This window comes from Streptomyces sp. NPDC090083, from assembly GCF_044747445.1.
Lineage (GTDB): Bacteria > Actinomycetota > Actinomycetes > Streptomycetales > Streptomycetaceae > Streptomyces.
The window spans coordinates 195,948-219,311 of record NZ_JBIVED010000006.1 but is presented as its reverse complement, the minus strand read 5'-3'; the positions used below and the strand labels follow the sequence as shown (position 1 = coordinate 219,311).

Annotated in this window: 17 protein-coding genes; 6 read left to right on the top strand and 11 right to left on the bottom strand. The window is 71.2% G+C overall.

Annotated elements, in window-relative coordinates; genetic code table 11:
• Nucleotides 1-90: 90 nt before the first annotated feature.
• From ACIPTO_RS22950 to ACIPTO_RS22935, 4 genes are all read right to left on the bottom strand, one after another.
• Nucleotides 91-1,320, bottom strand: coding sequence for a serine hydrolase domain-containing protein (locus tag ACIPTO_RS22950; protein WP_401195050.1), 1,230 nt, complete (start codon nucleotides 1,318-1,320; stop codon nucleotides 91-93).
• Between the two features lie 347 nt (nucleotides 1,321-1,667).
• Nucleotides 1,668-2,528, bottom strand: coding sequence for a hypothetical protein (locus ACIPTO_RS22945; RefSeq protein ID WP_366318834.1), 861 nt, complete (start codon nucleotides 2,526-2,528; stop codon nucleotides 1,668-1,670).
• 192 nt (nucleotides 2,529-2,720) lie between these two features.
• On the bottom strand, nucleotides 2,721-3,824 hold the full coding sequence (locus tag ACIPTO_RS22940; protein WP_366318836.1) for a metallophosphoesterase: 1,104 nt from the start codon (nucleotides 3,822-3,824) through the stop codon (nucleotides 2,721-2,723).
• Nucleotides 3,825-4,515: 691 nt separating this feature from the next.
• A complete protein-coding gene (locus ACIPTO_RS22935; protein ID WP_366318838.1) occupies nucleotides 4,516-5,628 on the bottom strand; it encodes a LacI family DNA-binding transcriptional regulator in 1,113 nt (370 codons plus the stop codon).
• Between the two features lie 520 nt (nucleotides 5,629-6,148).
• On the opposite strand from ACIPTO_RS22935, the gene hisC reads away from it, so the two are divergent.
• The 6 genes from hisC (at nucleotide 6,149) to ACIPTO_RS22905 (ending at nucleotide 16,567) form a co-directional block, all read left to right on the top strand.
• Nucleotides 6,149-7,228, top strand: coding sequence for a histidinol-phosphate transaminase (hisC, locus tag ACIPTO_RS22930; protein WP_401195047.1), 1,080 nt, complete (start codon nucleotides 6,149-6,151; stop codon nucleotides 7,226-7,228).
• A gap of 288 nt (nucleotides 7,229-7,516) precedes the next feature.
• On the top strand, nucleotides 7,517-9,025 hold the full coding sequence (locus ACIPTO_RS22925) for a cytochrome ubiquinol oxidase subunit I (RefSeq protein ID WP_401195045.1): 1,509 nt from the start codon (nucleotides 7,517-7,519) through the stop codon (nucleotides 9,023-9,025).
• A 21-nt stretch (nucleotides 9,026-9,046) separates the two neighbouring features.
• Complete coding sequence (gene cydB / locus ACIPTO_RS22920; RefSeq protein ID WP_401195042.1) at nucleotides 9,047-10,051, top strand: cytochrome d ubiquinol oxidase subunit II; 1,005 nt, start codon at nucleotides 9,047-9,049, stop codon at nucleotides 10,049-10,051.
• Nucleotides 10,052-10,154: 103 nt separating this feature from the next.
• On the top strand, nucleotides 10,155-13,655 hold the full coding sequence (gene cydD / locus ACIPTO_RS22915; RefSeq protein WP_401195039.1) for a thiol reductant ABC exporter subunit CydD: 3,501 nt from the start codon (nucleotides 10,155-10,157) through the stop codon (nucleotides 13,653-13,655).
• A gap of 56 nt (nucleotides 13,656-13,711) precedes the next feature.
• Nucleotides 13,712-15,397 carry a GAF domain-containing protein gene (locus tag ACIPTO_RS22910; protein WP_401195036.1) on the top strand — a complete coding sequence of 562 codons (1,686 nt, stop codon included), beginning with the start codon at nucleotides 13,712-13,714 and terminating at the stop codon, nucleotides 15,395-15,397.
• Between the two features lie 126 nt (nucleotides 15,398-15,523).
• Nucleotides 15,524-16,567: a peptidoglycan DD-metalloendopeptidase family protein gene (locus ACIPTO_RS22905; RefSeq protein ID WP_401195034.1), complete on the top strand. Its 1,044-nt coding sequence runs from the start codon at nucleotides 15,524-15,526 to the stop codon at nucleotides 16,565-16,567.
• Between the two features lie 36 nt (nucleotides 16,568-16,603).
• Here ACIPTO_RS22905 and ACIPTO_RS22900 read toward each other — a convergent pair whose 3' ends face one another.
• The 7 genes from ACIPTO_RS22900 to ACIPTO_RS22870 all read right to left on the bottom strand — a co-directional run bounded on the left by ACIPTO_RS22900 (nucleotide 16,604) and on the right by ACIPTO_RS22870 (nucleotide 23,326).
• On the bottom strand, nucleotides 16,604-17,491 hold the full coding sequence (locus tag ACIPTO_RS22900) for a Cof-type HAD-IIB family hydrolase (protein ID WP_366318852.1): 888 nt from the start codon (nucleotides 17,489-17,491) through the stop codon (nucleotides 16,604-16,606).
• Between the two features lie 88 nt (nucleotides 17,492-17,579).
• Entirely contained in the window at nucleotides 17,580-18,482 is a 903-nt protein-coding gene (locus ACIPTO_RS22895) for an LLM class flavin-dependent oxidoreductase (protein ID WP_401195032.1), read from the bottom strand.
• Nucleotides 18,483-18,524: 42 nt separating this feature from the next.
• On the bottom strand, nucleotides 18,525-18,971 hold the full coding sequence (locus ACIPTO_RS22890) for a hypothetical protein (RefSeq protein ID WP_401195029.1): 447 nt from the start codon (nucleotides 18,969-18,971) through the stop codon (nucleotides 18,525-18,527).
• 83 nt (nucleotides 18,972-19,054) lie between these two features.
• Complete coding sequence (locus ACIPTO_RS22885; protein ID WP_401195027.1) at nucleotides 19,055-19,603, bottom strand: RNA 2'-phosphotransferase; 549 nt, start codon at nucleotides 19,601-19,603, stop codon at nucleotides 19,055-19,057.
• 122 nt (nucleotides 19,604-19,725) lie between these two features.
• Nucleotides 19,726-20,685, bottom strand: a complete 960-nt coding sequence (locus ACIPTO_RS22880; protein ID WP_401195467.1) for a MerR family transcriptional regulator — start codon at nucleotides 20,683-20,685, stop codon at nucleotides 19,726-19,728.
• A gap of 44 nt (nucleotides 20,686-20,729) precedes the next feature.
• Nucleotides 20,730-22,487, bottom strand: coding sequence for an SDR family oxidoreductase (locus ACIPTO_RS22875; RefSeq protein WP_401195025.1), 1,758 nt, complete (start codon nucleotides 22,485-22,487; stop codon nucleotides 20,730-20,732).
• Nucleotides 22,484-23,326, bottom strand: coding sequence for a M24 family metallopeptidase (locus ACIPTO_RS22870; protein WP_401195023.1), 843 nt, complete (start codon nucleotides 23,324-23,326; stop codon nucleotides 22,484-22,486). The genes ACIPTO_RS22875 and ACIPTO_RS22870 overlap by 4 nt, the downstream gene beginning before the upstream one ends.
• Between the last annotated feature and the right edge of the window lie 38 nt (nucleotides 23,327-23,364).

Here is a 23,364-nt window from a genome sequence, read left to right as displayed (position 1 = left end):
CGTCGCTTTCCTGGCTCACTGGCGCCGATCAGCCACCGTCGATTTCCTGTTCCCGCGACCTGATCCGCCGGAGAGGCCCCAGCCCTTCGGTCAGCTCGTGGCGGGCTTCAGGCACAGGGCGTGGTCGACGAGGGTTCCCGTCGCGCGGTTGAGGGCGGCGAGGTCCGGCGGTGCGGTGGTGGTCGTGATGGAGACCGTCACCGCGCGCCTGCCGTCGGCGCTCACCGCGGGGCGGGTGTTGACGCCCGGACCGTCGCCCTCGTGCATGTAGGAGAAGCCGCCGCAGGACAGCGGGATCTTGCGGAGGCCGAGGCCGTAGGTGCCCTCGGGCATCTCGGCCAGGTCTTCCGGGTCGTCGTTCCGCGCGACGGTCTGCCGCATCTCGCGCCACTGTTCGGCGGGGAGCAGGCGGCCGTCGGCCAAGGCGCGGAAGAAGGTGTTCAGGTCGGCGGTGGTGCTCACCACACCGGAGTCGGCGGTGTGCTGGTAGCTCTGCTCGGTGACGTCGAGGCGCTTGCCGTCGGCGGTCGTCAGATACGCGTTCACATGCGGGTCAGGAAGGAACGGGTTGAGCCCGGGAACGGAGGTGTTGCGCAGTCCGAGCTTCGCGATGATCCGGTGCTCGACGAGGTCCTGCCAGCTCGCGCCGCCGGCCTTCTCGGCGATCATCCCGGCCAGCAGGTAGTTGGTGTTGGAGTAGGCCCACCGGGTGGCTCCGCCCGGCTGCGGCACGAACAGCGGCCGGTGCTTCATCGCCACCGCGACCAGGTCGGCGGTCGGGGTGTCCTCGTAGCGGTTCTCGTCGAAGTGGTTGATCAGCTGGTCCTGGATCGCCGGATCGTCGACGTAGTCGTACAGCCCGCTGGTCTGGCGGAGCAGGTCGCGGACGGTGATGCGGCTGCCGTCGTTGCCGTTGCCGGAGACGACCGAAGGGAGCCAGTGTTCGACGGTGTCGTCGAGTGACAGCCGTTTCTCCGCGACGAGTTGGAGGACGACGGTCGCGACGAAGGTCTTCGTGGTGCTGGCCACGCGGAAGTGCGCGTTCCAGGGAACCGGGTCCAGGGAACCGGCGGTCCGGGTGCCGATGCGGGCCATGAGCGGCGCGCTGCCCGTTCCGTCGACCCTGGCGAGTACGTTCACATCGCCGCCGCCGGCTTTCCGTACGGCCGCGAGGTCCTGTTGGAGTGTCTTCGCGGTGTAGGAGGGGTTCGGTGCCGGGTGTCCGGTGGTGGCGGCGGTCGCGGCCAGTGGTGTGCCCAGTGCGAGCAGGGCTGCTGCCAGCACGGCGGCGCCGGCCTTCTTCGACGACGGTATCTGCATGGTCGGATCCCCCGGAGATCTGGTTCTCGGTCGGTGACGATCACCAGCCAACCGGATCTCCCGGCGCGGGAGGATGGGACTGTCCTCCGAATGAGGGGTACACCCAGCCCCCGTGCGGACCACGGGTTCACCCCCGCCCGCCCGTTCCCGGCAGGGCGGCATGCCAGGGCCTCATGAGGGGATCCGCGACCCGCTGTCGCGCGAGCGGAGACGAGCGCAGCACTCGCCCACCCTGTGACTCCGCGGCCCCGTGCCGCCGTGCCCTCGTGCCCTATGCCCCGTGCCCTCGCGTCCCGTGGCCGGGCGTTCGGCTTGCGCTCCCCTGGGTGGGGGCGCAAGCCGAGGGGCTACTCCGGCTGGTGTTCGGGCCCCCCGAAGTCCGGGCTGGTGAAGTCCGGGCTGGTGAAGCTCGGGCGGTGACCCGGCTCCGGTCCGTCGTCCGGGCTGGAGAAACCGGGGCGGTCGTAGCCGAGGTGGGGCATGCGACTCGGTCCCGAGGGGGTCGTGCGGCGCAGGGCCGCCGTGCCCGGAGCCGCCAGTGCCTCCTGGAGGAACGGCAGGATGCCGCGTTCCAGAAGGGCGTCGTGCCAGGCCTCCCTGGCGCGGGCGACCTCGCCGCCCGACTCGCCGTAGGGGCCGGTTTCGAGTGTGGGCCGGTTGCGCAGGGCGGTGAGCAGCAGGCCGACGGCGGCGACGAGGATCGCCGCGGCGGTCATGGCCCCGAACACCCAGCCGGCGGTGAGCATGGTCTTGGCGAAGGCGGGCTCGGGGGTGAGCATCTTGAGGATGTACCCCACGAGCAGGAATATCGCCGCGGCCGTGCCTGCCAGGACGGGGGTGAGGACGGCGGCGACGGCGACGGCGCCCGCACCCTCGGCCGCTTCCCCCAGGGTGGTGGCGAGCCCCATCGCGCCCACGCCGCCAGGCTCCGTCGAGCCGGACTCGCGGACGGTCGACGGGGTGGACGACGCCGGCTGGCGCAGTTCCTCGCGGACCTTCACGTAGTGCTGGTACTCGGTCGCCGCGGCCGCCGTGATGAGTGCGGTGGCGTTCAGCGCCATGGTGCGCAGCTGTTCGGGGTTGAGCCGCTTACCGACAGCGGCCAGTTCCGGGCGGGTAGGGGCGGAGCGCAGCGCCTCATCGAGGATCCGCTCGTACTCTTGGCGGTCCTCGCTGTGCAGGTGCTGCGGAACGCTGTTCATGTGCATCCCCCGATGCTCCGTAGGGCTTGGGGCTCGCATGCCAACGAGCCGTCGGGCAGAAACGGAGGGGAGCCTGCTACGGATAAGCCGATGGTAGAGCGGCGACGGCACACGGTGACAGGGGGTTTCCAGAAATTGGCCCCTGGCCAGCGCTGTCGTCCGCCGGTCCTCCGAGGGGGACGCCTGCCCGATAAACGCTCAGATATCCAGGGGAAGTTGCTGGACCAGCAGTTTTCCGGCCATGGTCACGCCGCCGTCCATCGCGATGGCGAGTCCCTCGGCGTAGACGTGCGGTCCCTCGACCACGGGACTCGCGGTGTCCTCGCCGTCCTCGGAGCCCACGTCGCCCAGAAGATAGGGAATCGGGCTGTGTCCGTGAACGATCCGGGTCCCGCCGTACGTATCGAGGAGGGAGCGGACGTGGTCGGCGCCGCCCTCGTCGCGGAAGGAGAAGCGCTTGGTGAACTTGCGGAAGACGTCCCACACCTCGTCGGCGTCGTTGCGCGTGAGGGTCTCGCGGACGTTGTCGTTGACCGCCTCGATCGAGTCGCCGTAGTCGAGGTAGGCGGTGGTGTCGGAGTGTACGAGCAGGTGGCCGTCGACCTCCTCCATGGCGTCGAGCCGGGCCATCCACTGCAGGTGGACGTCCTGGAGGCGGTCCATGTCGGTCTTCTGGCCGCCGTTGAGGAGCCAGGCGGCCTGGAAGGTGGCGGTGCCCGCGCCGGAGTTGACGGGGGTGTCGCCGAACCGCTTCGCGCCGAGCAGCAGCAGCTCGTGGTTGCCCATGAGCGCCTTGCAGTACCCGCCGGCCGCGGCGGCCTCGGCGGACAGCCGCATCACGAGGTCGATCACGCCGATGCCGTCGGGTCCGCGGTCGGTGAAGTCGCCGAGGAACCAGAGCCGCGCGGTGCCGGCACACCAGCTTCCGGCCGCGTCGATCAGGCCCTTCTCCCGCAGGGCGGCGACCAGTTCGTCGAGATATCCGTGCACATCGCCTACGACGAACAGCGGACCGGCGCCCTCCGTCTGCTGCGGGACGGCCACCGACGCGGGGTCCACCGCGACCTGAACCGTGTCACCCCGACGGATGACGGGCAGATCGCGCTGGGTGGGTGTGTACCCCTCCGGATAGGCCTCGTCGAAGGCCTCCTCGTCGGGTCGTACGACCTCGCCCGGCTGCGCGCTGTCGGCGTACGGACCGGTCTCGTGGACGTACGCGGGTACCCGGAAGTCGCGCAGCGTCGCCGTCCGCTCCACCTCGGGTCCCTGACCGGCCCCCTGAGTCATCGACCCCTCCACCATCGCGCCGCAGCTGCACCGCGTCGGACTGCCTGGTCGCAGCGGCCCGCGGTGTCGTGGGCCCATCATAGGAATGCGGATCGCGCCATGTGATGACCCAGGGGTGGTGAATCGGAGCAGGACTCCACTCCACCGCGGCTTTCGCCCCGATTGGCCCGGGCTTCGACCGCTCGTCGTCTCCTTGACGGGGACGGGTTCACGCCGTGAGGGCGGCTGGAAATGGTTGGTGGGGATGCGGGGGGTACGGGGGTGACGCCGGGGGTGGGTGGGGTGCGGGGCCGGGCGCCGGGCCCCGGGTGCTCGTTCCGCGGTGGGGTCCGACGCCCGCGCTGCCCATCCACCTGGACGCCGGTCGCCGACGCTTGTCCTGTGCGGCGACGGTAGCGGTGACGGTGGCCGTGACGGTGACGGCGGCAGTGACGGTCCCTCAACCCGCCCTGTCCGCCTCGGAGTCGGCCTCTGGCGCCCGTTCCGCGCCCTCCGGCGCCGGGTGGGAGTCCCGGCGCCGTTCGGCCCGCCAGGGGCTGTCTGAGGGCGGTCCTGTACGCGTCGCGGGTCGGGGGAGCACCGGCAGCGACTCGGATACCGCGGGGCGGCCGTCGGCACCCACCAACACCCCCGAGGCCGAGTCCCCTCGGCCCCCAGGGCTCCCCCGGAACCCCGGCCCCCGCCCCATCTCCGCCCCGACCCGCCCCTACTTCCCCTCGGGCGACCGGGGCGGACTGACCGTCGTCCTCGGCGGACGCCGCTGGGACGACGTCCGCACGATCAGCTCCGTCGGTATCACCTGCTCGATCGGCATGTCCGACTCGACCCCCTCGATGGCGTCGATGAGCAGCTGCACCACCGCCGTACCGATCCGCCGCGGCTTCAGCGACAGCGTCGTGACGGGCGGCTCGGTGTTGGCGTACACCGTGGACTCGCTGCAGCACACGAGCAGCAGATCCTCCGGCACCCGCATCCCGTACCGCCGCGCGGCCGCCAGCAGATCCGTGCCGTTGGGATCGAAGAGGCCGTAGACCGCGTCGGGCCGGTCGGGCCGGGCGAGCAGCCGATCCGCGGCGACGGCCCCCGCGCACGGATCGTGCGCCGGATACGACTCGTACACCGGATCCTGGCCCACACGCTCGCACCAACGCAGGTATGCGGTGGTCGAGAGATGCGTGTACGTGTCCGTGCTCGTGCCCGTGAGCAGGCCGATCCGGCGGGCGCCGGCGTCGGCCAGGTGGTCCAGGATGTCCAGGACCGCGGCCTCGTGGTCGTTGTCCACCCACGCGGTGACCGGCAGCGAACCGGCCGGCCGGCCGTCGGAGACGACCGGTAAGCCCTGCCGGACCAGTTCGCTGACCACCGGGTCCTGGTCGGACGGGTCGATGACGACCGTGCCGTCCAGGGCGACGTTCGACCACACGTCGTGGCGCGAGGTCGCGGGGAGGATCACGAGGGCGTAGCCGCGGGCGAGCGCGGCCGAGGTGGCGGCCCGCGCCATCTCGGCGAAGTACGCGAACTCGGTGAAGGTGAAAGGTTCATCCCCGTACGTGGTCACGGTCAGACCGATGAGGCCCGACTTGCCGGTACGGAGCGTGCGAGCCGCCGCGGAGGGGCGGTAGCCCAGCCGGTCGGCGACTTCTCGGACATGGCGTCGGGTGGCGTCCGGGAGCCGGCCCTTGCCGTTGAGGGCGTCGGAGACGGTCGTGATGGAGACTCCGGCCGCGGCGGCCACGTCTCTGATTCCCGCCCGGCCCGGCCGGCTTCCTCGACGAGAGGTTTCCGCGCGGCTCACCTGGTGCTTCCCTGCTGCTGTCATGGCGAGCCGATAGTAGGGCTCATGCGGTGGGGTAGTGCGGACGCATATGCACGCGTTGACAGGCACGTTTCTGCAAGGTCAGAACGGGTCAACTGCCTTAGAAACAAAGTCAGTTAAACGATGCAATGGCATTACGTGACTTGTCGGCGCGCATGGGCCTGCCAAGCCCCCCATGTCTCGAAGAGGTCTCAACTCACCTGCACGAGGGATGCGCGCCACGGCGCGTGCCACCGGCGCATAGATATATGTACAGCGCGCCCCCGCTTCGTGCGCCTTCGTACGGTGATGCCCCTGATGCGCAAGTGAGGCGTGAGGCGATACCGGCCAGTCACGGCCGACTCTCCGGCGACCACCGTCGCCCCTCCGGCAACCACCGCTCACACCCGTCCGGCAACCACCGTCCGCACCCTTCCCGAAAGCCCCGTCCGCACCTCCCCGGACCCGACCTGTACGCCTCGCCCCCGAATCCTCATAAGGTGAGCAGTATTCGAAGCCGGTGGTGGTCACAAGGAGGACTGCGGTGAGCGAGACGAGCCCGAAGCTGCGCGCCGAGCTGGAGGGTATCCCCACCTACAAGCCGGGCAAGCCTGCCTCGGCGGACGGTCCGGTGGCCTACAAGCTGTCCTCCAACGAGAACCCCTACCCCCCGCTGCCCGGCGTGATGGAGAGCGTCACCGCCGCGGCCACGTCCTTCAACCGGTACCCGGACATGGCCTGCACCGGCCTGATGAACGAGCTGGCGGAACGGTTCGGCGTCCCGGTCTCGCACCTGGCCACCGGCACCGGTTCGGTCGGCGTCGCCCAGCAGCTGATCCAGGCGACCAGCGGCCCCGGCGACGAGGTCATGTACGCGTGGCGTTCCTTCGAGGCGTACCCGATCATCACGCGCATCAGCGGTGCCACGGCCGTGCAGGTGCCGCTGACTCCGGGTGACGTGCACGACCTGGACGCGATGGCGGACGCGATCACCGACCGCACCCGGCTGATCTTCGTCTGCAACCCCAACAACCCCACGGGCACGGTCGTCCGCCGGGCCGAGCTGGAGCGCTTCCTCGACCGGGTGCCCGGCGATGTCCTCGTCGTGCTCGACGAGGCGTATCGCGAGTTCATCCGCGACATCGAGGTGCCAGACGGCGTCCAGCTCTACCGCGACCGGCCGAACGTCTGCGTCCTGCGCACCTTCTCGAAGGCGTACGGCCTCGCCGGGCTGCGGGTCGGCTTCGCGATCGCCCATGAGCCGGTGGCGGCGGCGCTGCGCAAGACGGCGGTGCCCTTCGGGGTGAGCCAGCTCGCGCAGGAGGCGGCCATCGCCTCGCTGCGCGCCGAGGACGAACTGCTCGGCCGCGTCGGCTCGTTGGTGTCCGAGCGCACCCGCGTGGTCGACGCCCTGCGCGCCCAGGGCTGGACGGTCCCGGAGACCCAGGCCAACTTCGTGTGGCTGCGGCTGGGGGAGCGCACGCTGGACTTCGCGGCGGCCTGCGACCGGGCGGGTGTGGTGGTGCGGCCGTTCGCCGGCGAGGGCGTGCGGGTCACGGTCGGGGAGACCGAGGCCAACGACATCTTCCTGAAGGTGGCGGAGGGTTTCCCCAAGGAGCTCTAGCCGTCGCCTGAGGAGTTCCGGCCGTCGCCCGCGCGTGCCGGCGAGTCGTTCGTCACACCTGCCGATGTGTGGGTTCGTAACGAGTGACGTCAGGGGGGTTGCCATCAGGCGACCCCCCTTCGTACTGGGCTCCGGAACGGGACCCCCCGTGGTCCGTCGAAAATCCGTACGTCATAATAGCTTGTGAATGTGAACGCGTTCACAAGCGTGTCCCGGTTCGTCCCATGATGTGTGCGACAAAAGGGGCAAACTGCCGCTGTACCACGGCGACGTAAGGAGACTGACGACGTGGAATTGGCTCTGGCGCCGGAGACACTGGCGCGATGGCAGTTCGGCATCACCACCGTCTACCACTTCCTGTTCGTCCCGCTGACGATCTCGCTCGCCGCTCTCACGGCCGGGCTGCAGACCGCGTGGGTGCGCACGGAGAAGGAGAAGTACCTCAGGGCCACCAAGTTCTGGGGCAAGCTCTTCCTGATCAACATCGCCATGGGCGTCGTCACGGGCATCGTCCAGGAGTTCCAGTTCGGAATGAACTGGTCCGCCTACTCGCGGTTCGTGGGCGACATCTTCGGTGCCCCGCTCGCCTTCGAGGCGCTGATCGCGTTCTTCTTCGAGTCCACCTTCATCGGGCTGTGGATCTTCGGCTGGGACAAGCTGCCCAAGCGGATCCACCTGGCCTGCATCTGGATGGTCTCGATCGGCACGATCCTCTCGGCGTACTTCATCCTCGCGGCCAACTCGTGGATGCAGCACCCCGTCGGCTACCGGATCAACAAGGCGAAGGGCCGTGCCGAACTCACCGACTTCTGGCATGTGCTGACCCAGAACACCGCCCTCGCGCAGGCCTTCCACACGCTCTCCGCGTCCTTCCTGACCGGCGGCGCGTTCATGGTCGGCATCGCGGCCTTCCACCTGTTCCGCAAGAAGCACATCGCCGTGATGAAGAGCTCGCTGCGGCTGGGCCTGGTCACCGTCGCCATCGCCGGCCTGCTCACCGCCGTCAGCGGTGACACCCTCGGCAAGGTCATGTTCAAGCAGCAGCCCATGAAGATGGCCGCCGCCGAGGCGCTGTGGGACGGTCAGAACTCCGCGCCGTTCTCGATCTTCGCCTACGGCGACGTCAGCAAGGGCCACAACTCCGTCGAGCTGTCGATCCCCGGGATACTGTCCTTCCTCGCCGACGACGACTTCAACTCGTACGTCCCCGGCATCAACGACACCAACAAGGCCGAGCAGGCCAAGTACGGTCCCGGCGACTACCGGCCCATCATCCCCGTCACCTTCTGGGCGTTCCGCTGGATGATCGGCTTCGGGATGGCGTCCTTCGTCATCGGCCTGGCCGGACTCTGGCTGACCCGCAAGAAGTTCATGCTGGCCCCGCACTTGAGGGTCGGCGACGACGAGGTGCCGCACGTGGTCCTTTTCAAGAACAAGGCCCTCGGCCCGAAACTCACCAAGCTCTACTGGCTCGTGTCGATCTGGACCCTCGGCTTCCCGCTGATCGCCAACTCCTGGGGCTGGATCTTCACCGAGATGGGCCGCCAGCCCTGGGTCGTCTACGGCCTCTTCCAGACCCGTGACGCCGTCTCCCCCAGCGTCTCCCAGGGCGAGGTCCTCACCTCGATGATCGTCTTCACCTCGCTCTACGCGATCCTCGCCGTCATCGAGGTCAAGCTGCTCGCGAAGTACGTCAAGGCCGGCCCGCCCGAACTCACCGAGGCCGACCTCAACCCGCCCACGAAGATCGGCGGCGACTCCCAGGACGCCGACAAGCCGATGGCCTTCTCGTACTAGGCCGAGGGAGCTGCAACTGTCATGGAACTGCACGACGTCTGGTTCGTCCTCATCGCCGTCCTGTGGACCGGCTACTTCTTCCTGGAGGGCTTCGACTTCGGGGTCGGCATCCTCACCAAACTGCTCGCCCGCGACCGTGCCGAGAAGCGGGTCCTGATCAACACGATCGGCCCGGTCTGGGACGGCAACGAGGTCTGGCTGCTCACGGCCGGTGGTGCGACCTTCGCCGCCTTCCCCGAGTGGTACGCCACCCTCTTCTCCGGCTTCTACCTCGCCCTGCTGATCATCCTGGTCTGCCTGATCGTCCGGGGTGTCGCCTTCGAGTACCGGGCCAAGCGGCCGGAGGAGAACTGGCAGCGCAACTGGGAGACGGCGATCTTCTGGACCTCGCTGCTCCCCGCGTTCCTGTGGGGCGTGGCCTTCGGCAACATCGTGCGCGGCGTGAAGATCGACAAGAACTTCGAGTACGCCGGCAACTTCTGGGACCTGCTCAACCCGTACTCGATCCTCGGCGGCCTGGTCACGCTGACGCTCTTCACCTTCCACGGCACGGTGTTCACGGCCCTCAAGACGGTCGGGGACATCCGGGCCAGGGCGCGGACGCTGGCCCTCCAAGTCGGGCTCCTCACCGCCCTGCTGGCGCTGGCCTTCCTGATCTGGACCCAGGTCGACAGCGGTGACGGCAAGAGCCTGGTGGCACTGATCGTGGCCGTCGTCTCGCTCGTCGCGGCGCTGGGGGCTATCCAGGTGGGTCGTGAGGGCTGGTCGTTCGCGTTCTCCGGGATCACGATCGTGGCCGCCGTCGCGATGCTCTTCCTGTCGCTCTTCCCGAACGTCATGCCGTCCTCGCTCAACCCGGACTGGAGCCTGACGGTCACCAATGCCTCGTCGAGCCCGTACACCCTGAAGATCATGACCTGGTGCGCGGGGATCGCCACCCCGATCGTCCTGCTCTACCAGAGCTGGACCTACTGGGTGTTCCGCAAGCGGATCGGCACGCACCACATCGCCGAAGCCGCGCACTGAGTGAGAAATGGGGCATGTTTCACGTGAAACATGCCCCGTGGGGACCCGCCGAGACGTCGGGCCCCGCGAAGCAGGGACCTCCTGAGAAGAGGGTGTGTTTCACGTGAAACCGATCGACCCACGTCTGCTCCGCTACGCCCGCGCCACCCGCTTCTTCCTGATGGCGGTCGTCGGCCTGGGTGCCGTCGGGGCGGCGCTGGTCATCGCGCAGGCGATGCTCATCGCGGAGATCGTGGTCGGTGCCTTCCAGCACCGGATGTCCGTCGGTGAACTCGGCACTCCCCTGCTGCTGTTGGCGGCGGTCGCCGTCGGCCGCGCCCTGGTCTCCTGGCTCACCGAACTCGCTGCCCACCGCGCCAGCGCCGCCGTGAAGTCGGAGCTACGGCGCCGGCTGCTCGAACGTTCCGCGGAGCTGGGGCCGGGCTGGCTGAGCGGGCAGCGGACCGGCTCGCTGGTCGCCCTCGCCACCCGGGGCGTCGACGCCCTCGACGACTACTTCTCGCGCTACCTCCCGCAGTTGGGCCTCGCGATCGTCGTCCCGGTGGCGGTGCTGGCCCGGATCGTCACCGAGGACTGGGTGTCGGCGGCGATCATCGTCGGCACGCTCCCGCTCATCCCGCTCTTCATGGTGATGATCGGCTGGGCCACGCAGTCCCGGATGGATCGGCAGTGGCAGCTGCTGTCCCGTCTCTCCGGGCATTTCCTGGACGTGGTCGCCGGACTGCCCACCCTGAAGGTGTTCGGGCGGGCCAAGGCGCAGGCCGAGTCGATCCGCCGGATCACCGGCGAGTACCGCCAGGCGACCATGCGGACCCTGCGGATCGCCTTCGTCTCCTCCTTCGCCCTGGAACTCCTCGCCACCCTCTCCGTCGCCCTGGTCGCCGTGACGATCGGCATGCGCCTCGTCCATGGCGACATGGACCTCTACATCGGTCTCGTCGTCCTCGTCCTGGCCCCCGAGGCATATCTGCCACTGCGTCAGGTCGGCGCGCAGTACCACGCGGCGGCGGAAGGCCTCGCGGCGGCGGAGGAGATCTTCGCCGTACTGGAGACACCGGTCCCGCACCGGGGGAACGTCGACGTCCCGTCCGACGCCCTCGCCTTCGACGGCGTGACGGTCCGCTATCCCGGACGCTCCGTGGACGCCGTGTCGGACGTGTCCTTCACCGTGGACCCCGGGGAGACGGTCGCCCTGGTCGGACCGAGCGGTTCGGGCAAGTCCACTCTGCTGAACGCCCTGTTGGGGTTCGTCCGCCCCGCCGAGGGCCGGGTGCGCGTCGGGGGAGTCGATCTCGCCGACGTGGATCTGGAGCGCTGGCGGGCCCGGATCGCCTGGGTGCCGCAACGGCCGCAGCTGTACGCCGGGACGATCGCCGAGAACGTCCGGCTCGCCCGCCCCGACGCCGATGACACCGCTGTACGGCGGGCGTTGGCGGACGCGGGGGCCCTGGACTTCGTGGACGCGCTGCCCGAGGGCATCGGGAGCGTGCTCGGTGAGGACGGGGCCGGGCTGTCCGCCGGGCAGCGGCAGCGGCTCGCCCTCGCCCGGGCCTTCCTCGCCGACCGGCCCGTTCTGCTCCTCGACGAACCGACCGCCGCACTGGACGGAGCGACCGAGGCCGAAGTGGTCGACGCGGTACGGCGGTTGGCGGTCGGGCGGACCGTCCTGCTCGTGGTGCACCGGCCGGCCCTGCTGGCGGTGGCCGACCGGGTGGTGCGGCTGGCGGAGGGCACGGCCGCGGTGCGGGCGGAAGCCGGGTCTGCGGCTCCTGGGGCGCGGACTGCCCAGGAGATGCCGGGGAGTTCCGTGGCCCCCGACGGACCCGAGCCGCGGATCGGCGCGGACAGGGGCAGCGTCTTCGCCCGGGTCCGTGCCATGTCCGGTGCCCGGCGCGGTCGTCTCGCCCTGGCGCTGCTGCTCGGAAGTCTCGCGCTCGGCAGTGCCGTCGGGCTCATGGGCACCTCGGGGTGGCTGATCTCGCGGGCCTCCCAGCAGCCGCCCGTGCTCTATCTGATGGTGGCCGTGACGGCGACCCGGACCTTCGGGATCGGACGGGCCGTGTTCCGGTACGCGGAGCGGCTCGTGTCGCACGACGCGGTGCTGCGGATGCTGGCCGACACCCGGGTCGCCGTCTACCGGCGCCTCGAACGGCTGGCGCCCGCCGGACTGCGCGACACGCGCCGGGGCGATCTGCTGTCCCGGCTCGTCGCCGACGTGGACGCGCTCCAGGACTACTGGCTGCGCTGGCTGCTGCCCGCCGGGGTCGCGGTCACCGTCTCCGCAGTGACGGTCGGCTTCACGGCCTGGCTGCTGCCCGAGGCGGGTGCCGTCCTCGCGGTCGGCCTCCTCGCGGCCGGTGCCGGAGTCCCCCTCGTGACCGGCGCGGTGGCCCGCCGTGCCGAACGCAGGCTCGCCCCCGCCCGCGGTGCCCTCGCCACCCGGGTCACGGAACTGCTCACCGGCACGGCCGAGTTGACGGTCGCGGGCGCGCTGCCCGCGCGTACGGCCGAGGCCGGACGGGCGGACGGGGTTCTCACCCGGATCGCCTCCCGGGCCGCCACCGCCACCGCGCTCGGCGACGGCCTCACCGCGCTGGTCTCCGGCCTGACCGTCACCGCCACCGCGTTCGTCGCCGCCCAGGCGGTCGCCGCGGGACGGCTCAGCGGTGTCCTGACGGCCGTCGTCGTGCTCACCCCGCTCGCCGCCTTCGAGGCGGTCCTCGGACTGCCCCTCGCCGTGCAGTACCGGCAGCGGGTCCGCAAGAGCGCCGAGCGCGTGTACGAGGTGCTGGACGCCCCCGAGCCCGTACGCGAACCGGAGCGGCCCCGCCAGGCACCCGCGACGCCCTTCCCGCTCGTCGTGCAGGGACTGGCCGCCCGCCACACCGGGCAGGACCGGGACGCCCTCGCCGGGCTCGACCTGACGCTGGAGAAAGGCCGCAGGGTCGCCGTCGTCGGGTCCTCCGGGTCCGGCAAGACGACCCTCGCGCAGGTGCTGCTGCGGTTCCTCGACGCGGACGCCGGCACGTACACGCTGGCCGGGGTGGACGCGTACGCCTTGGACGGCGACGACGTACGACGGCTCGTCGGGCTGTGTGCGCAGGACGCGCATCTCTTCGACAGCTCGGTGCGCGAGAACCTGCTGCTGGCGAGGAGGGACGCGACGGAGGCCGAACTGCGGGCCGTGCTGGCGCGGGCCCGGTTGCTCGACTGGGCCGACGGACTGCCCGACGGCCTCGACACGCTCGTCGGTGAACACGGGGCGCGGCTCTCCGGAGGGCAGCGGCAGCGGCTGGCGCTCGCTCGCGCGCTGCTCGCCGACTTCCCGGTGCTCGTGCTCGACGAGCCCGCCGAACACCTGGACCTGGCGACCGCCGACGCGCTCACCGCCGATCTGCTGGCCGCCACGGAGGGCCGTACGACCCTTCTGATCACGCACCGGCTCGCGGGTCTGGAGGACGTGGACGAGGTGATCGTGCTGGACGAGGGGCGGGTGGTGCAGCGGGGGCCGTTCGCCGGACTGGCGTCGGTGGAGGGGCCGTTGCGGGGGATGGCGGCCCGGGAGGCGGAGTCGGAGTCGCTGGTGGCGGCCGGTCAGGGGTGACCGGCGCCGGGCCGCTCGACTTTCGGTGACAAAGGGGACTAATTAGGCTCGGGGGTATGGAAGCCGCCGCGCGCCCCGGCCCTCCGTCGTCCGTCCCGGGACCGTCGGCCGAACTGGCCGTCCGCGTCCCGCAGTTGCTGGAGGCCATGCGGTCCGTGGGGAGCGGCCTCGGACTGCACTCCACGCTGGAGCGGATCTGCGAGGCCGCCGCCGCGCTGACGGATGCCCGGTACGCGGGGATGGGCGTCGTCGACGAGGACGGCGACGCGCTCGCCGACTTCGTCTTCCACGGTGTCGGCACGGAGACCGCGCGGCGCATCGGACGGCTGCCCGACGGACACACGGGGCTGCTCGGCGCACTCATCCGGGAGCCCGGTCCGGTACGGCTGACGGATGTGACCGACGACCCGCGGTCCTGGGGCTTCCCCGACCACCATCCCCGGATGCGCACGTTCCTCGGCGTCCCGGTCCGCGTCCAGGGCGAGGTCTTCGGGAACCTCTACCTCGGCGAGAAGCGCGGCGGGGCACCCTTCGACGACTACGACGTCAGCATGGTCCGGGTGCTGGCGACCGAGGCCGGAATCGCCATCGGCAACGCCCGGCTGTACGAGGCCGCCAAGCAGCGCGAGCGATGGATCGACGGGTCGGTGGCGGTCACGACCGCCCTGCTGTCCGGCGGGGACGCCGAGGAGGCGCTCCAGGTCGTCGCGGAACGGGCCCGCCGGCTCTCCGGTTCGGCGGCCGGGATCGTGCTGCTGCCCGCCGCTGAGGGCGGTATGGAGATCGTCGCCGTGGCCTCGGAGCAGCCGTCCGACCAGCTCGGCAGGGTCGTCCCGCCGGAGAGCGAGATCATCACGCAACTCCTCGCCGGGAAGCCGGTGTTCGTGGCCGACGCGGCCACCGATCCCCGGATGCTCAGCGCCCTCGCCCACTCCTACGGGCCGATCATGGTGCTGCCCCTGCAGAGCGGCGGGCGGGTCCTGGGGGCTCTGGTCACGCCTCGCGGGCGGGGCGAGCGGCCGTTCACGGAGGCCGAGCGCACCCTCGCCGTCCAGTTCGCCTCCCAGGCCGCGCTCGCGCTGATGATGGCCGAGGCGCAGCGCGACCGGGAGCGGCTCGCGGTGTACGAGGACCGCGACCGCATCGCCCGTGACCTGCACGACCTGGTGATCCAGCGGCTGTTCGCGACCGGGCTGATGCTGGAGAGCGCCCAGCGCGGGGCGCTCGTCCCCGAGGTGCGCCAGGGCGTGGGCAACGCCGTCGATGAACTCGACGTCACCATCCAGGAGATCCGCACCGCGATCTTCGCACTCCAGCAGGGCCCCGCCGAGGCGCCCTCCGGGCTGCGCACGCGAGTGCTGCGGGAGATCAACATGGCGGCCGTGCCGCTCGGCTTCAAGCCCGGACACCGTTTCCTCGGCGCGGTCGACACCACGGTCGGCGACCTCACCGGCAAGAACCTCATCGCGGCGCTGCGCGAGGCCCTCTCCAACGCGTTCCGGCACGCGGCGGCGTCCCGTATCGAGGTCGTCGTCGACGCGACCGTGACCCTCCCCGACGGCCGTCCCGGCGTCCGGCTCACCGTCGCGGACGACGGCGTCGGCATCCCGGCGGGCGGCCGTCGCAGCGGCCTCAAGAACCTCGGACGCCGGGCCGAGTCGCTGGGCGGAGACAGCTGGTACGGGCCGGGCATCGGCGCGGACGGCGGCGGTACGACGGTGGTGTGGCAGGCCCCGCACTAGACCCCGCGCCGAGCCCGCCCGGGACCTGTCCGACACGGCTCCCGCTGAGCCGTTCGCGGCAACGTGTCCCCCATGCGTACGACTTCAACAGGGTCCTCGCCCGGCGCGCGGGTCACGATCGCTGACATGCGCTCATCTCGCCGTCATCCACTGCTTGTTCCGGTACTGCTGTGCGCGCTCGCCGTGCTGGCGGCCAGGCCGGGCGACGGCGACGGGGGTGCTCCCGCCGACGCCAGCGCGCGGGTGGCGCGGCTGTACCAGGACGCGGCCGTCGCGGCCCGGCAGTACGACGCGGGCCGGCAGGAGGCCGACGCGCAACAGGTCCGCGCACAGCGGGTCGAGGGCCGACTGGACCGTGAACGGCGGGAGATCGCACGGTTGCACGAGGAGCTGGGCCGGATCGCCCGCGCCCAGTACCGCGGGGGCGGCGGTGTCCCGATGGCGGCCCGGATCATCCTCGCGGACAGCCCCGAGGAGCTGATGCGCGATCAGCATGTCTTCTCCCAGGCGGACCTGGCCGTCGGCAACGCGATCGGCAGAAGCCACCGGGCGGAGAAGCGGCTCGCGTCGGACCGGGCGAAGGCCGCGTCGGCATGGCGGAACCTGGAGCGGCGGAACGCCGAACTCGCCGACCTGAAACAGGGCATCCAGCGGCGGCTGGAGGAGGCGCGCGGCCAGTTGCAGGGGCAGGCGGACGCCTCGGTCGCGGCGGGCAACTGCCGGGGCGCCGTCCGTCTCGACCAGCCGCCCACCCGTGACACCGCCCCGTGGGTCGCGCCGGTGGAGACGATCCAGCTCTCCGCGGGCTTCGGCAGCGGCGGCTCCCGCTGGGCGAACCGGCACACCGGCCAGGACTTCGCGGTGCCCATCGGCACACCGGTCAGGGCGGCCGGCGCGGGCCGGGTCGTGCGGGTGTCCTGCGGGGGTGCCTTCGGTATCGCGATCGTCGTCGAGCACCCGGGCGGCTACTACACGCAGTACGCCCATCTCGCCGCCGTCGCCGTCGACCAGGGGGACCGTGTCACCACCGGCCAGTGGATCGGCCAGTCCGGTACGACCGGCAACTCCACCGGCCCGCATCTGCACTTCGAGGTGCGGGTCACCCCGGACATGGGATCGGCGGTCGACCCCCTGCCCTGGCTGGCCCAGCGGGGCGTACCGACCGGCTGAGCCTCCGGACGGGCGCGCGCTCCGGGCCTGCGGCCCTTACCGCCGCTCCGCCAGGATGCGCTCGATCACGACCGCCACGCCGTCCTCGTTGTTGTCGACGGTCCGTCCGGAGGCCGCGGCGACCACGGCGGGGTGCGCGTTGCCCATCGCGTACGACTGTCCGGCCCAGGTGAGCATCTCGACGTCGTTCGGCATGTCCCCGAAGGCGACGACTTCCTCGGGCGCGATACCTCGCTCCGCGCAGCACAGGGCGAGGGTGCTGGCCTTGGAGACGCCGGGTCCGCTGATCTCCAGCAGGGCGCTGGGGCTGGAGCGGGTGACGTTGGCGCGGTCGCCGAGGGCGAGGCGGGCGACGTTCAGGAAGACGTCCGGGTCCAGCTCGGGGTGGAACGCCAGGATCTTCAGCACGGGTTCGTCGGCCCCGGGGGCGTCCGGCGCGAGCAGTTCCTCGGCGGTGGCGAGGCTGTCCGGTATCTCCATGTGCAGCTTCGGATACGCCTGCTCCTGGTAGAAGCCGTACGTCAGCTCGATCGCGTACACCGTGCCGGGCGCGGCCTCGCGGACCAGGTGCACGGCGTCGAGGGCGTTCTCCCGGGCCAGTTCGCGGACCTTCACGAAGCGGTGGGTGCCGGGGCCGCCGTGCAGGTCGACCACGGCGGCGCCGTTGCCGCAGATCGCCAGTCCGTGGCCGTGCACGTGGTCGCTGACGACGTCCATCCAGCGGGCCGGACGGCCGGTGACGAAGAAGACCTCGATGCCCGCCTCCTCGGCCGCGGCGAGGGCGGCCACCGTGCGCGGGGACACCGATTTGTCGTCGCGCAGCAGGGTGCCGTCGAGGTCGGTGGCGATCAGCCGTGGCGGGACGGCGGAGGCCTTGGTCTCGGGCTGTCGAGTCGCTGAGGTCACCGGGCCATTCTCCCGCATATGCCCGCACGGTCGTGCGGGGCTGTGCACAGGTGAGTGGTTACCGCCCCCACCAGGGCTGTTGTGCGCCGGAGCGTCGGCTGCCGGCTCAGCGGAGCTGGGCCGGGGCCTCCATGGCGATCTGCTCGAAGGTCTTCTCGTCGGCGGCGAAGTCGGAGTCCGGGATGGGCCAGTGGATCACGATGTCGGTGAAGCCCAGTTCCTGGTGCCGTCCCGCGAAGTCGACGAACGCGTCGACGGACTCCAGCGGGCCGCCGCGGTCCGGGGTGAAACCGGTGAGCAGGATCTTGTCGATCCCGGACGCGTCCCGGCCGATCTCCGCGCAGGCGTCGGCCAGCTTCTCGACCTGGCCGCGAATGGCGTGAACCGACTGCTCGGGGGTGCCGTTCTCGAACAGCTTCGGGTCGCCGGTGGTCACCCAGGCCTGTCCGTGGCGGGCGGCGAGCCGCAGCCCGCGCGGTCCGGTGGCGGCCACCGCGAAGGGCAGCCGGGGCCGCTGCACACAGCCCGGGATGTTCCGCGCCTCGTGCGCCGAGTAGAAGTTGCCCTCGTACGACACCGAGTCCTCGGTGAGCAGCCGGTCCAGCAGCGGCACGAACTCCCCGAACCGGTCGGCCCGCTCCCGCGGGGTCCACGGCTCCTGGCCGAGCGCGGTGGCGTCGAAGCCGGTGCCGCCCGCGCCGATGCCGAGGGTGATCCGTCCGCCGGAGACGTCGTCGAGGGAGATGAGGTCCTTGGCGAGGGTCACCGGGTGCCGGAAGTTCGGCGAGGTGACGAGGGTGCCCAGCCGCATCCGCTCGGTGACGGCCGCGGCGGCGGTCAGCGTGGGGACGGCACCGAACCACGGGCCGTCCCGGAAGGTGCGCCAGGACAGGTGGTCGTAGGTGAAACCGGTGTGGAAGCCGAGTTGCTCCGCGCGCTGCCAGGCCTCGCGGCTCCCCTCGGTCCAGCGGCGGTACGGGAGGATCACGGTGCTCAGACGCAGGCTCATGGGTCCCAGGTTATGCATCTGTCCCTGTTTCACGTGAAACCGTCACTGCATGCGGCTGTTCAGCCACGGCGTGAGGCTGATCATCGAGATCCACTCCTTGTGCGTCCGGTCGCCGGGCAGGGGGACGATCAGGCTGCAACTGGGCGGGAAACGGCGGGACTTGACGTAGGCGCGGCCGTCGAAGACGGAACGGAGGAAGGCGGGGACGTCGTCACGGGCGATGTCGGGGCAGTTGATGCTCTCGACGGTGATCAGCGCGTCGTCCTCGGGGTAAAGGTGCACCGTCACCCGGGGCAGTCCGCCGAACTCGATGAACGCCTCGTGCGGGAGCGAGCCGTCCGGGTCGGTGGTGACGCCGAAGCCCGCGGAGGTACGGCGTGAGGTCTGGTCGGCGCCGATGTCGTGGGTGACCTCGATCTCCCGCGCGTACTCGGACGCGAGGTCCCGGAGGGCGGCGACGGCGGCCTCGGTGCTGTGGAAGTGGTCCATACCACTGATCATGCCGGGGGCGGTGCGGCCGGGGCCAGGCAGGGGCGGCACTTCCCGGCCTCGCGGGAGCGGTGGGCGCGAGGTCAGTGGGAGGCGGGGAACCGCAGGTACCGCACGGGTACCGCCTCCGTGAGCCACACTCCGTTCTCGCTGACCTGGAACACATGGCCGTCCTTGTGCATGGCCCCCGCGTCCACGGAGAGCACGACGGGCCGGCCGCGGCGGGCGCCGACGCGGGTGGCCGTCTCCCGGTCGGCGGAGAGGTGGACGGCGTGGCGGTTCATGGGCCGCAGCCCTTCGGCCCGGATCGCGTCCAGGCTGCGGGCGACCGTGCCGTGGAAGAGGTACGGCGGCGGGGTGGCCGGGGGCAGCCCGAGGTCGACCTCGATGCTGTGGCCCTGGCTGGCGCGGATCCGGGTGCCCTCGATCGCGAAACGGCGCTTGTCGTTCGTGGCCACCACATGGTCGAGTTCCTCGCGGCTGAACCGGAACCCGTTCGCGGCGCAGGCCGCGATCAGCGTGTCGATCTCGACCCAGCCGGCCTCGTCGAGGGTGAGCCCGATCCGCTCGGGCTGGTGGCGCAGATGCTTGGAGAGGTACTTCGACACCTTCACGGTGCGTCTTTCATCCATCAGGTCAGGATGACGCGAGAGACGTGGATCACGCATTTTATTTTGCGACCGATGTTTGATCCACAACCAACTGTAGTTATCCACAGGGGAATTGGCGTTTCTGTGGACAACTCCCTTTCCTGTCAGCCCTCTTCGTCAAGATCAGCTGGGGGCCCACCCCTTGGCATGAGCGCATCCAACGCCCGTGCCCGCACCTCCCGTTCAGCCGCCAACGCGATGAACTCGCCCGCGTGCTCCACCCCAACCAGCGCCTCCACGGCCCGCATTGTCGACTCGGGCACGGCCACGGAACGTGACGAGGAGGCGGTCCCGGACGACTCCGCCGCCCCGAGGTGCTGCCGCAGCGACCTGGTGGCGAACAGCCGCATCGCGCGGGCGAGTTCGGCGTCCATGGTCTGCTGCGCGAGGGGCCGCAGCCGTCGTACGAGCGAGGCCGCTTCGGTGGCGTCCGCGTCGGTCGGGCGGTGCGGGCCGTCGAGGTAGCGGGCGAAGACGTGCTCGGTGGTGAACTCCAGGAAACGGGAGGCGATGTGCTCGACCTGGACCCTCAACTCCCGCAGGTGGGAGGAGATCGCGGGCAGCGGGACCCCGGAGGCGTGCAACTCGACGGCCACCGCCAGCTCTTGGGGGCTCGGCACGAGGAAGGCGTCGGGGTCTCCGGGGACCGGCTCCAGGACGCCGAGTTCGACGGCCTCGGCGACGGCCGCGTCGTCCGGGCTGCCGCCGAAGCGCTGCTCCAGCTCGGCGCGCGAGATCCGTGCCGCCTGCTCGTCCGTCCACGGCCCGTCCACCTCGGCGACCAGCCCGAGGACCCCGCCGAGCCCCCGGCCCGCGTCCCAGGCGTCCAGCAACTCCTTGATGGACGCCAGGCCGTAGCCCCGGTCGAGCAGGTCCGCGATCTGCCGGAGCCGGGCGAGGTGGACGTCGGCGTACACGTTGGCGCGGCCCCGCCGCTCGGGGCGGGGGAGCAGGCCGCGGTCCTGGTAGGCGCGGATGGTCCGCACGGTGGCGCCGCTGAGATGCGCGAGGTCCTCGATGCGGTAGGAGATCTCGTGCGGGCCGGAGTCGGCGCCCGCGCTCACGCGGTCCCCGCGCGGGCCGGTCGCGTGGTGTGCGTGCGCGGAGGTCACAGCGGCGGCTCCAGGCGGGCCATCGCCCGCAACGCGCGCGGTGCGAACCGGGACATGAGATGGGCGCCGCGTGCCTCCGGGGTGACCGGCACCACCGCCTCGTCGCGCACGACCGCCCGCAGGATCGCGGCGGCCACCTTCTCCGGCGGGTAGTTGCGCATCCCGTAGAGCCGCGCCGACTTCTTCTGGCGGCGTTTCTCCTCGTCGGCGTCGACACCGGCGAAGTGCGCGGTGGAGGTGATGTTGGTGTTGACGAGGCCGGGGCAGATCGCCGAGACGCCGATCCCCTGCCCGGACAGCTCCGCGCGCAGGCACTCGCTGAGCATCAGCACGGCCGCCTTGGAGGTGCTGTACGCGGGAAGCGCCTTGGAGGGCTGGAAGGCCGCCGCCGACGCGGTGTTGACGATGTGGCCGCCCTGGCCGCGCTCGGCCATCTGCTTCCCGAAGAGGCGGCAGCCGTGGATCACGCCCCACAGGTTGACGTCGAGGACCTTCTTCCAGTCCTCCGGGGTGGTGTCGAAGAAGGAACCGGAGAGTCCGATTCCCGCGTTGTTGATCAGCACGTCCACCACGCCGTACTCGGCGGCGACCTTCTCGGCGAGCTTCTCCATGGCCTGCTCGTCGGAGACGTCGACCGTCTCCGCCCAGGCCTCGGGTGCGCCGATCAGCCGGGCCAGTTCGGCGGTGCGGGCCGCGCTCTCCGCGTCCCGGTCGACGGCCACCACGCGCGCGCCGGACTCGGCGAACGCGAACGCCGTGGCCCGCCCGATTCCGCTGCCCGCGCCCGTGACCAGCACGAGCTGCCCGCCGAACCGCTCCGCGTACGCACCGGTCGCGGGCGTCGGCCTGGGCCGTCCGCCCTCGTGGGTGGTCACGAACTCCGTGATCCAGGACGCCAGTTGGTCGGGCCGGGTGCGCGGGACCCAGTGCTTGGCCGGCAGGGTGCGGCGCACCAGTTCCGGCGCCCACAGCTCCAGGCCGTCGTAGAGCCGTTCCGACAGGAACGCGTCCCCCAGGGGCGTGACGAGCTGCACGGGCGCGTGCGCGTACGCGTCCGGGCGGGGCCTGCGGAGCCGGGCGCGGACGTTGTCGCGGTACAGCCAGGCGCCGTGGGCCGCGTCCGTGCGGAGCGAGGAGGTCGGGTAGTCGCCGCGGGGCACCTTCTCGACGCGCTCCAGGATCTTCGGCCAGCGGGCGCCCAGGGGGCCGCGCCAGGCGAGTTCGGGCAGCACGGGCGTGTGCAGCAGGTACACGTACCAGGACTTGGCGCCCTGGCCCAGGAGCTGGCCGACGCGGCGCGGAGTGGGCCGGGTCAGGCGCTGGTTGATCCAGTGCCCGAAGTGGTCGAGGGACGGCCCGGACATCGAGGTGAAGGAGGCGACACGGCCCCGGGTCCGCTCGACGGTGACGAACTCCCAGGACTGCACCGAGCCCCAGTCGTGCCCCACGAGGTGCACGGGCCGGTCCGGGCTGACCGCGTCCGCGACCGCCAGGAAGTCGTCCGTGAGCTTCTCCAGGGTGAACCCGCCCCGCAGCGGCTGCGGGGCCGTCGACCGGCCGTGGCCCCGGACGTCGTAGAGCACGACGTGGAAGCGGTCCGCCAGCCGGGAGGCGACCTCGGACCACACCTCCTTGCTGTCGGGATAGCCGTGCACCAGGACGACCGTGGGGTTCGAGGCGTCCCCCAGTTCGGCCACGCACAGCTCGACCCCGCCGGTCCGCACCCGGCGCTCCCGCACACCCTCAAGCGTCACTTGTCCTCCGCCCAGCGCCGCACGTGCGGCAGATCGTCGTCCAGCCAGAAGGCGCTCTGTTCGGGGTCCCTGGAGTCGGTGACCACCAGGATCTCCTCGAACTTGGCGCCGGTGCCCCGGAATCCGAGATGCGGTTCGACCGCCCACAGGCCCGGGTGCGGGGGATGGTCCGAGAAGCGGTACGGCGACCACAGCGGGGACCAGCCGTCGCGGTGGCCGTGCAGCGCGTCGCTCGCGAGGCCCTTCAGGGACTGCGTGCCGAACCCGAACAGCCGCGGCGACCAAGGGCGTTGGGTGACCCGGTCGACCTTGTGCGCGATCACTCCGAAGGGGTACGCGCGGTGCCGGTTGGCATAGCCCTGGCGGACCATGAGGCGGTCCACGTCCTCGTAGATCTCGCGCAGCGGGCGCCGCTCGCGCACCTCCCGCAGAAGCAGCTCGCGGTGCGCCTCCAGGTCGGCCATCAGCCTGGCCTGCACCGGGTTGCCGCCCAGGGAGCCCGAGTAGCCGATGTCGGCCGTGAAGCCCTTGTGCACCGGGGCCATGTCCAGGATGAACGGCATCCCGGGCTGGAGCCGGCGGCCCGTGGGGAAGAACTGCAGCGGCACCCGGAAGTTCGTGAACGCCGTGCGGTCGCCGAACCAGGCGAAGGGCAGATGGAACCAGTCCGTCACCCCCCGCGCGCGCAGCCAGGACCGCTGGAGCCGCGCCGCGTCCCGCTCGGTCATGCCGGGCTCCAGCCGGGCCGCGACGGCCTCGGCGCACTCGTACGCCAGCCGCTGGACCTCTCTGAACCCCCGCAGTTCCCCGGAGAGTTCGCGTGTCACCGCCGTAGTCATGCCACCGCCCCACCTGTCCGCGCCGACTGCGGTACGTG